This is a genomic window from Aeromicrobium sp. (genome assembly GCF_025965075.1).
Lineage (GTDB): Bacteria > Actinomycetota > Actinomycetes > Propionibacteriales > Nocardioidaceae > Aeromicrobium.
The window spans coordinates 1-5,502 of the sequence record NZ_JAOPXQ010000273.1; the positions used below are offsets into that span (position 1 = coordinate 1).

A 5,502-nucleotide genomic window follows, 5' to 3' on the forward strand; every position below is an offset into this window, starting at 1 on the left:
CGCATGTGTCTCCTCCGTGGTGAACCACCCGAGGGTTCCCCCGATAGAGGCGACCCTAGACCTGTTGGGGCCTGCGTGCGCCGATCTCGCCTGCCGGGACGCCTCAACGCGACGCGACGAGGGCCCGCGACCAGGTGGTCGCGGGCCCTCGTCGTGGTGGGTGGAACTACTTGATGGTGACCGTCTTGCTGACGGACTTCTCGAACACCTGGTCGTCTCCGAGATAGGCAATCGTGTACGTGTGCTTGCCCTTGGCCTGCTTGGTCACGGTGATGGTGGCCTTGCCCTTCTTGAGCTTCGCCGTCTTGGGCGCCGATCCGTCCAGCAGGACCTGGACCGAGCCGGTGGGCGTCACCTTGGATGTCTTCACCGTGATCTTGAAGGTCGCCTTGGCCTTGGCGCCCTTGGCGCTGACCGTGATCGTGGCCGGCCCGGGCTCCTTCTTGATCACGCGGGTGCCAGCCGACTTGGTCTTCTTGACCCCGACCGTGAACGTGCCCAAGGTCGTGCGCACGTACGCGTGCTTGAGGTCGAGGGCGACGAGCTGGTACTTGCCGGTCCGCAGCGGCTCGAGGGTGAACGTGCCCTTCTTGTTGGTCTCGGCCAATCCGGACGACCGTTCAGCCACGTTCCCCGACCCGTCCACCGCATAGGCGGTCACGACGATGCCTGCCAGCCCGGCCTTGGACGTGTTGACGATCTTGCCCGTGAAGGCCGAGCCGGTCTCAAGGGTCGTGTCAGCGAGCTTGAGCGTCTGGCCGGAGGCCAGGGCCAAGGTCTGTGCGCCCGCCGCGGTCACCGCACCGTTGTAGAACTCGTCGAGGTAGTCGTCGGACAGCACCTCGACCTTGTAGTTCCCGGGAGCGAGCGACGCCACCGTCCAGACACCCTTGCTGGTGACGCTGGCCACGTGGGCGTGCCGCTTGTCGATGCTGCCGTCCGCCAGGACGTCGTACGCGAACACCTCCGCGAACTCCGTCGCCTTGCCCTTGTCGGTCAGCACCCTTCCGGTCAGGGTGGCCCCGGGGTGCATCGCGATCGTGCCGAGGTCGAGGGCGGTGTCCTCGGTGGTGACGACGGTGGCCTCGCCGATGCGGTCCGAGCCGTAGAACGTCGGTGCGAACGCGCCGTCGCCATCCGCGACGCCGATCTTGTAGGTGCCGGGCGCCAGTCTGTCGAGGTTGAACGTGCCGCCGGACGTGGTGGTGACACTCTCTCCAGCGGAGTCGACCACGTCGCCCTCGACTCGGAAGGCCGTCACGGACTTGCCCTTGAGGGCCTGAGGGTCGCTCCCGGCCGTGACGACCGTGCCCGTCACGGCCCGGCCGGGCAGCGTCACGATGGTCGGCACCTCGACATCACCGTTGACGACGAACGGGGCCGAGAAGGCCTCGCCGAAGCTGTGGTATTTCGGGTTGACGCGGACGCGGTGCGTGCTGCCGCGCTCGACCTCGTCGTCCGAGAAGGCACCCTGAGAGTCGGTGGACACCTCCCGGGGGGTCAGGTACTCGCCCGATTCGTCGTCGAACTGCTGAACCGTCACGGTGGCGTCGACTCGCGGGGCTCCGTTTGAGTCAGTCACGACGCCGGAGACCGTCACGGGGTCATCGTCGGCTTGGGCGGGGGCGACGGCGAATGCCCCGAGGATGACGGCCAGGGCGGCCAGCACCGGCACGACCCGGCGCAGCACGACAGAAGCGGACGAGGACATGGGAGTACTCCGATGAGAGGGGGAGCGAGCACCTCAGTCAACCGGTTGCCGGAGTGGTCGGTGGTCGTTCAGTCGAAGATCATCACAAATGACCAGGCCGCGTCATCATGTGTGATCCGTGGACCGCACCGCGGCCTCTACTTCTTGCGCTGGAGGAACGCCGTCATGGCCTCGCGGGCCTCGTCGCTGGCGAACAGCTCGGCCGACTTGGCGGCGAGGTCGTTGCCGAGCGCGTCGATGCGGGCGACCAGGTCACGGTTGAGGATCGCCTTGCTCTCGCGCAGGCCCTGCGGGTACGCCTTGGCGAGGTCGGCGAGCACGCGAGCGACCTCGGCGGACAGGTCGGCGTCCGGCACCGCCCGGGTCACGAGCCCGACCGCAGCGGCCTCGGCGGCGTCGAATGTCCTCGCCGTGAGGAACAGGTCGGACGCGGCCCGCGGATTGAACCGCGGGATCAGGCTGGCCGAGATGATCGCCGCCGCCAGCCCCAGACGTACCTCGGTCAGCTGGAACGTCACCGACTCCGCGGCGATCACCAGGTCGGCTGCCCCGACGATGCCGAGGCCTCCTGCGCGTACCGGCCCACCCAGCTCGACGACGACGGGCTTGGCCGCCGTGGCGATCTGGCGCTGCAGCACGATGATCGCCTTGGCGCCCTCGGCCATGCCGCCGCCGACCGCCTCGGTCAGGTCGGCGCCGGAGCAGAACACCGGGCCGGACGTCCGGATCAGGATCGCCTTGCTCTCGGTGTCCGCGTCCGCCGTCGTCAGGTGAGCGGCAAGCTCGGTGACGAGCTGCTTGCTCAGGGCGTTGCGGTTGTGCGGGCTGTCCAGCGTGATCGTCGCGACGCCGTCCGCGACGTCGAGGTGCACCAGCTCGGTCATCCTGCTCCTCTCGGGGTGGTCAGTAGGACTTGGGCAGGCCGAGCGAGAACTGGGCGACGAAGTTCAGCGCCATCTCGCGGCTGACCGGCGCGATGCGCGACAGGCGAGAGCCCGCCAGCATCTGTACCAGACCGTACTCGTTGGCCAGGCCGTTGCCGCCGTGCGTCTGGATCGCCCGGTCGACCGCGTTGCAGACCGCCTCGCCGGCGGCGTACTTCGCCATGTTGGCCGCCTCCGCCGCCCGCATGACGTCGCCCGCGGCGTACAGGGCAGCGGCCTTCTGGGTCATCAGCCGCGCCATCTCGATCTCGATGTACGTCTGGGCGAGCGGGTGCGCGATCGCCTGGTGCGCACCGATCGGCGCGTCCCAGACCTTGCGCTCCTTGGCGTACTCGGACGCCTTGGCGAGCGCGAGCCGCGCCGTGCCGAGGGCGAACGACGAGGCCATGATGCGCTCGGGGTTGAGGCCTGCGAACAGCTGCTCGATGCCCGCACCCTCGCCGCCGATCAGCGCATCGGACGGCACCCGGACGTCGTCGAAGAACAGCGTGAACTGCTTCTCCGGCGACACGATGCCCATGTCGATCTCCTGGTAGGTGAATCCCTCGGAGTCGGTCGGCACCAGGAACAGGGCCGGCTTGAGCTTGCCGCTGCGGGCGTCCTCGGTGCGCGCCACGACCAGCACGTGGCTGGCCTCGTCGACACCCGAGATGTACGTCTTGGTGCCGGTCAGGCGCCAGCCGTCGTCCTCGCGGTAGGCCGTCGTGATGATGTTGTGCGAGTTGGAGCCCGCATCGGGCTCGGTGATCGAGAACGCGAAGGTCGACGTGCCGTCGGCGAGGCCGGGGAGCAGCGCCTGCTTCTGCTCGTCGCTGCCGTACTGCGTGATGATCGTGCCGACGATCGCCGGCGAGACGACCATCAGCAGCAGCGGGCTGCCCGCGGCCGCGAGCTCCTCGCACACCGCCGCGAGGTCGCCGATGTCGCCGCCACCTCCGCCGTACTCCTCGGGGATCGCGACGCCGAGGAAGCCGTTGCGGCCGGCCTCGGCCCACAGCTCGGTCGTCTTCTTGCCGGTGCGGGCGGCCTGCTCGAAGTAGTCACGACCGTACTTCGCCCCCAGGGCGGCGACGGACTTGCGGAGCGCGATGCGCTCCTCGGTCTCGGTGAAAGCGATGGTCATGACTGTTCTCCTTCTGCGGGGACGTCGATGACGGCCAGGACCGCGCCGGACTCGACCTGCGAGCCGGCGGTGACCGACAGCTGGGTGACGACGCCGTCGGTCGGCGCCGTGATGGTGTGCTGCATCTTCATGGCCTCCAGGACGACGATGACGTCGCCCCGGCCGACCTGCTGGCCGTCGGTGACGGCGACCTCGACGACCGCGGCCGGCATGGGCGCCAGCAGCGATCCGGCCGCGACGATGTCGGCGGGATCGACGAAGTCCGGGACCGGGACGAGGTCGATCGACCCGTGCGGCCCGTCGACGTCGACCCAGCCGGGGCCGACCGCGACGGCGTACGTCTCGGTGACGCCGTCGACGTCGAGCACGACCCGGGTGGGCGATGCCTCGGCGACGGTGACGCCCTCGAGGTCGTGCTGCACCGGGCCGGCCGAGTAGGAGACCGTGATCTCGTCGCTGCCGCGCGTGTAGGACCGGGTGCGGGGCTGGCTCGGGACGTTGCGGTACGCCGTGGGCATCCGGCCGAGGACCTTGGCGCCCGTCGAGGCGGTCGTCGCCTCCGCGAGCGCGGCGGCCAGGGCGAGCCGGCGGACCGCGGGCTCGCCGAGGGCCGGGACGGTCCAGGCCTCGAGCCGCGCGTCGAGCAACGCGGTGTGGACCCGGGCCGCGCCGAACTCCTCGTCCGCCAGGATCGCCCGGAGCAGGTCGAGGTTGGTCGCGACGCCGTGCACGTGGCTGCGCCGGAGCGCCCCGGCCAGCAGCCGGACCGCGTGCCGGCGGTCGCCGCCGTGTGCGACGACCTTGGCGAGCATCGCGTCGTAGTGGATGCCGACGACCGACCCCGACTCGACGCCGGTGTCGACCCGCAGGCCCGGCCCGGTCGGGACGTCGAACGTACGCACCGTCCCGGTCTGGGGCTGCCAGTCGTCGCTGGGGTCCTCGGCGTAGAGCCGGACCTCGATCGCGTGCCCGTGCGGGCCCTCCGGCTCCGGCCCGAGCCGCTCCCCCTCCGCGACGGCGATCTGCGCGGCGACGAGATCGACACCGAAGACCGCCTCCGTGACGGGGTGCTCGACCTGGAGCCGGGTGTTCATCTCCAGGAAGTACGCCTTGCCGGTCTCGAGGTGGGCGTCCGCGACGAGGAGCTCGACCGTCCCGGCGCCGACGTAGTCGACGGCCTTGACCGCGGCCCGGGCGGCGTCGTGCAGGATCGTGCGGACCGAGGGGCTCACGTCGGGCGCCGGGGCCTCCTCGACGACCTTCTGGTGGCGGCGCTGGATCGAGCAGTCCCGGTCGCCGACGACCCAGCACGTGCCGTGCGTGTCGGCCATGACCTGGACCTCGATGTGCCGGGCGGTCGGCAGGTAGGGCTCGACGAACACCGTCGGGTCGCCGAACGCCGACCCGGCCTCCGCGGCGGCCTTGGCCAGCTCGCCCTCGAGCTCCGCGGGGTCCTCGACGACCCGCATGCCGCGGCCGCCACCGCCTGCGGATGCCTTGACCAGCAGCGGGTAGTCCCCTTCGGTGGCGGTCTCGGCGTCGACGGCCAGGATCGGCACGCCTCCGGCGGACATCAGCTCCTTGGCCCGGATCTTGGACCCCATCGCGTCGATCGTGTCGGGTGCGGGACCGATCCAGGTCAGCCCGGCGGCGATGACGTCGCGGGCGAACTGCGCGTTCTCGGACAGGAAGCCGTAGCCGGGGTGGATCGCGTCGGCGCCGGC

4 protein-coding genes are annotated in these 5,502 nt (G+C 70.4%); all 4 read right to left on the reverse strand.

Features of this window, described 5'->3' with window-relative positions; genetic code table 11:
- Positions 1–166 precede the first annotated feature (166 nt).
- Complete coding sequence (locus JWQ91_RS15925) at positions 167–1,711, reverse strand: Ig-like domain repeat protein (RefSeq protein WP_297786400.1); 1,545 nt, start codon at positions 1,709–1,711, stop codon at positions 167–169.
- Between the two features lie 137 nt (positions 1,712–1,848).
- Complete coding sequence (locus JWQ91_RS15930; RefSeq protein ID WP_297786401.1) at positions 1,849–2,595, reverse strand: enoyl-CoA hydratase-related protein; 747 nt, start codon at positions 2,593–2,595, stop codon at positions 1,849–1,851.
- 19 nt (positions 2,596–2,614) lie between these two features.
- Positions 2,615–3,778 (reverse strand): acyl-CoA dehydrogenase family protein, encoded by a 1,164-nt coding sequence (locus JWQ91_RS15935; RefSeq protein WP_297786403.1) that lies wholly within the window; start codon positions 3,776–3,778, stop codon positions 2,615–2,617.
- Positions 3,775–5,502, reverse strand: a 1,728-nt coding sequence (locus JWQ91_RS15940) for a biotin/lipoyl-containing protein (protein WP_297786405.1), incomplete at its 5' end; no start/stop codon positions are given. The genes JWQ91_RS15940 and JWQ91_RS15935, both read right to left, overlap by 4 nt.